Origin of the sequence: Bradyrhizobium genosp. SA-3, from assembly GCF_004212635.1 — a bacterium.
Taxonomy (GTDB): Bacteria; Pseudomonadota; Alphaproteobacteria; order Rhizobiales; family Xanthobacteraceae; genus Bradyrhizobium.
This window is the reverse complement of record NZ_PSRT01000097.1, coordinates 27501-31951: the sequence shown is the minus strand read 5'-3', so window position 1 is coordinate 31951 and position 4451 is coordinate 27501. Positions and strand designations below refer to the sequence as shown.

General features: G+C 64.6%; 5 protein-coding genes (1 of these 5 only partly in view). 4 read left to right on the top strand and 1 reads right to left on the bottom strand.

The window, feature by feature from the left end:
* The 4 genes from CWO91_RS28885 to CWO91_RS28870 all read left to right on the top strand — a co-directional run.
* Nucleotides 1–360: FCD domain-containing protein (locus CWO91_RS28885; RefSeq protein WP_130218413.1), on the top strand; the 360-nt coding region annotated here is incomplete at its 5' end.
* Between the two features lie 137 nt (nt 361–497).
* Nucleotides 498–1298 (top strand): phytanoyl-CoA dioxygenase family protein, encoded by an 801-nt coding sequence (locus tag CWO91_RS28880; protein ID WP_130218411.1) that lies wholly within the window; start codon nt 498–500, stop codon nt 1296–1298.
* A gap of 165 nt (nt 1299–1463) precedes the next feature.
* Nucleotides 1464–2777 carry an NAD(P)H-dependent oxidoreductase gene (locus tag CWO91_RS28875; protein WP_130218409.1) on the top strand — a complete coding sequence of 438 codons (1314 nt, stop codon included), beginning with the start codon at nt 1464–1466 and terminating at the stop codon, nt 2775–2777.
* Between the two features lie 180 nt (nt 2778–2957).
* Nucleotides 2958–4046, top strand: coding sequence for a TRAP transporter substrate-binding protein (locus CWO91_RS28870; RefSeq protein ID WP_130218407.1), 1089 nt, complete (start codon nt 2958–2960; stop codon nt 4044–4046).
* Between the two features lie 301 nt (nt 4047–4347).
* Here the strand turns inward: CWO91_RS28870 and CWO91_RS28865 are convergent, their stop codons facing one another.
* Nucleotides 4348–4451, bottom strand: the end of a protein-coding gene (locus CWO91_RS28865; RefSeq protein ID WP_130218405.1) for a hypothetical protein. It continues 496 nt past the right edge of the window; the window shows 104 of its 600 coding nt (coding positions 497–600); its start codon lies off the right edge, out of view — the gene reads right to left on this strand; the stop codon is at nt 4348–4350.

Genomic DNA, 4451 nt, shown 5'->3' with positions numbered 1-4451 from the left:
GCGGCTTGCGCGCGGCTGGAGGCGGCGCTCGCGGCCGGACGCCGCATCGACCGCAACACGACGCTCGCCGAGCTCATCGTGCTCGACGTCGATTTTCACCGCGCCATCTATCAGCTCGCCGGCAATCCCGTGATCGAGGAGACGATGGCGCCGCAATGGCCGCACATGCGCCGCTCGATGGCGACGGTGCTCGCCGAGCTCGACTATCGCGGCAGCGCCTGGGCGGAGCATGCCGATATCGCCAAACACATTCTCGCGGGCGATGCGAACGCCGCCGAACGCGCGGCGCTGGCGCATGCGCAGACGGCGGGACGGATGACTGAGGAAAGGTTGAGGGCGACTGAGGAGGTGGCGGCGTAGTTGCACCTGCGCCGTCATGGCCGGGCTTGACCCGGCCATCCACGCCTTTGCTCGACGCCCGAAGAACGTGGATGCCCGGGACAAGCCCGGGCATGACGAGAGAGAAAACAGATAAACAAGCAACAGGAGGACGACCCATGAAACTGTCTCAGGAGCAATTGGAGTTCTTCCACCGCGAGGGCTGGCTGTTCCTGCCCGAATTGTTCAGTCAGGAGGAGGTCGATCTGCTCGCGCGCGAGGCGGTCGGCATCTATGATGCCAACCGGCCCGAAGTCTGGCGCGAGAAGAGCGGCGCACCGCGCACCGCCTTTGCCGCGCATCTCTACAACGAGGCGTTCGGCATCCTGGGCGCACATCCGCGCATGATCGAGCCGGTCGAGCAGGTGTTCGGCGAGCCGGTCTACATGCACCAGTTCAAGATCAACGCGAAATCGGCCTTCACCGGCGACGTCTGGCAGTGGCACCAGGATTACGGCACCTGGAAGCGCGACGACGGCATGCCGGAGCCGCGCGCGATGAACATCGCGATCTTCCTCGACGAAGTCATGCCGATCAACGGCCCCCTGATGCTGGTGCCACGCAGCCAGAACGCCGGCGATCTCGAAGCCTCGCATGACCTCGCCACCACGTCCTATCCGCTATGGACGCTGGACGAGGACACCGTGACGCGGCTCGTCAAGCAGGGCGGCATCGTGGCCCCCACGGGCAAGCCCGGCGGCATGCTGATGTTCCACGGCAATCTCGTGCACGGCTCGGCCGGCAACATCACGCCCTATCCGCGCAAGATCGTGTATCTGACGCTGAACGCGGTCTCGAACTACATCCGCACGCCGACGCGGCCGGAGTACATCGCGCATCGCGATTTCGCGCCGATCAAGCCGGTGGACGACGACGCCCTGCTGCGGCTCGCCCGTGCGCCGCGGCAGGCGGCGGAGTAGATTGCTCTCGTGCCCCGGACGCGGCGCAGCGTCTCCTTCGACGATGCGCTGCAGAGCCGGGGCCCACGCCGCGCCGAATTCCCTCGCACTGGGTCCCGGCTCTGCGGAGCAGCGCTGAAGAAGCGCTGCACCGCGTCCGGGACACGATCATGATCGGATATCAACATGAACCTCTTCCGCCTCCTGCAGGCCCGCGCTTCCGCCGGAAAGCCCGTTCGCGTCGCGCTGATCGGCGCCGGGAAATTCGGCTCGATGTTTTTGGCGCAGGTGCCGCACACGCCGGGGCTGGAGGTGCCTGTCATCGTCGACATCGACCGCGATCGGGCACGCGAGGCCTGCCGCACCGTCGGCTGGGACGCAGACCGCATCGCCGCGACCACCTTCACCGATGACGGTGTGCGCGCCATCGCCGGCGGCGCGATGGACGTGGTGGTGGAAGCGACCGGCAATCCCGCCGTCGGCATCAAGCATGCGCGCGCTGCGATTGCGGCCGGCAGGCATATCGTGATGGTCAATGTCGAGGCCGACGTGCTGGCGGGCCCCCTGCTCGCGGAGGGAGCGCGAAAAGCGGGCGTGGTCTATTCGCTCGCCTATGGCGATCAGCCAGCGCTGACGGCGGAGATGGTGGATTGGGCGCGCGCGACAGGATTCCACGTCGTCGCTGCCGGCAAGGGCACAAAATATCTGCCGGCCTATCACGACGTGACGCCCGATGGCGTCTGGCAGCATTACGGCCTCACCGCAGGCGAAGCGCAGTCGGCCGGCATGAACCCGCAGATGTTCAACTCCTTCCTCGACGGCACCAAATCGGCGATCGAGATGGCCGCGATCGCCAATGCCTGCGCCCTCGACGTCCCCGCGGACGGCTTGCTGTTTCCGCCCTGCGGCGTCGACGATCTGCCGCACATCATGCGGCCGCGCTCGCGCGGCGGCGTGCTGGAGCGATCGGGCGTGGTGGAAGTGGTCTCTTCACTCGAGCGCGACGGCCGGCCGGTGTTTCGCGACCTGCGCTGGGGCGTCTATGTCGTGCTGGAGGCGCCGAACGATTATGCTGCCGACTGCTTCAGGCAATACGGCCTGAAAACCGACGCCAGCGGACGCTTCGCGGCGATGTACAAGCCCTACCATTTGATCGGGCTCGAGCTGAACATCTCGGTGCTGTCGGCGGCGCTGCGGGGCGAGCCGACCGGCCAGCCTTACGGCTTCCGCGGCGATGTCGCGGCTGTGGCAAAACGCAATCTGCGCGCCGGCGAGATGCTGGATGGCGAAGGCGGCTACACGGTATGGGGCAAGCTGGTACCGGCGGTCGCGAGCCTGAAGGCCGGCGCACTGCCGATCGGCCTCGCGCACGGCGTGAAGCTGAGGCATGACGTCGCGCATGGCGCGGTAGTGCGCTGGGGCGACGTCGAGTTCGATGCCGGCAACGAAACAGTGAAAACACGCAAGGCCATGGAGGCTGCGTTCGCAGCGCAGCATTGAGGGCGTCGCCGGCAGCACAACCAAAAGTGCGCTTGCTTTGCCGTCGCCCTTTGGTCATCCTGACTGCGATCCGGACACTTGAATTTCGGACACCAAGAAACGTCGGCCAGCGGCGAAGACAAAGCGGCGCCAAGATCGCGATCCCCTCGTCGAGGACTCGACATCACAGGAGGGAAATGCATGGAACGTCGTAAATTCCTGACGGCAGGCGGGCTGGGCCTTGCCGCAAGCGCAGTTGCTGCACCGGCTATCGCGCAATCGATGCCCGAGGTGAAATGGCGGCTTGCGGCGAGTTGGCCGAAATCTCTGGATACGCTGTACGGCGGCTGCGAATATTTTTGCAAGCGCGTCGCCGAGATCACCGACAATAAGTTCCAGATCCAGCCCTTCGCCGCCGGCGAAATCGTCCCGGGATTGCAGGTGCTCGACGCCGTCTCGAACGGCACGGTCGAGATGGGCAATACCGCGCTTTACTATTATTGGGGCAAGAATCCCGCCTTCACCTTCGGCACCTCGCTGCCGTTCGGGCTCAACACGCGCCAGCACATCTCGTGGCTGATATGGGGCGGTGGTCAGGACATGCTCAACGAGCTCCTGAAGGAGCATAACGCGATCGGCGTGCCGACAGGCTCGACCGGCGCCCAGATGGGCGGCTGGTTCCGGAAGGAGATCAAGACGGTTGATGACCTCAAGGGGCTGAAATTCCGCGTCGGCGGCTTCGCGGGCACCATCATCTCGAAGCTGGGTGGCGTGCCGCAACAGATCGCCGCCGGCGATATCTACCCCGCATTGGAGAAGGGTACGATCGATGCGGCGGAGTGGGTGGGACCGTATGACGACGAGAAGCTCGGCTTCGTGAAGGTGGCGAAGTATTATTATTATCCGGGCTGGTGGGAAGGCACCGGCCAGGGCCACAACCTCATGAACCTCGAAAAGTGGAATGCGCTGCCGAAGCACTATCAGGCTGCAATCAGCGCGGCATCGCTGGATACCTTCACCTGGGTGACGGGCAAGTACGATTCGGTCAACCCGCCGGCGCTGAAGCGTCTGCTGGCTGCCGGTGCGATCCTCAAGCCGTTCCCGCAGGAGGTGCTCGAAGCCTGCTACGGCGCGGCCAATGGGGTCTACGCCGATCTCGCCAAGAGCAACCCGCATTTTGCCAAGATGTATGCCAGCCTCACCGCCTATCGCAGCGAGTCGCTGGCCTGGATGCAGGTCGCGGAGCTGAGCTTCGACAGCTTCATGATGCGAATGCGGACAAGGACGTAGCTGCATCGCGCGGCAAGCGGCGAAACGACGAAAGCCCCGGAGATGTCTCCGGGGCTTTCGGTTTATGAGTCAATCCGACCAATCTCTCCGTCGTCGTCCTGGACAAGCGAGTATTGCGAGCGCCGATCCAGGATCCATTACCCCAAAAGGGAGTTGTGCGAAGACTCGTGGTCACCAGTTCGCGCCGCGATTCCTCCCTGGGGTAATGGGTCCTGGCTTTCGCCAGGACGACTCAGGAGTATTCGGTTCGCGGGGCATGACAGCGGGGGTGTGACGCGCATAGAACGCGTCACCGAGCCTCTCAATTCTCGTCGTCACCAAGCGCGGCGACCAGCTTGTCGTAGTACTTGCCGACGAGCTCGATGTTGCCCTTGTTCTCGATCTGCGGCGCAGGTGTCTTCAGCG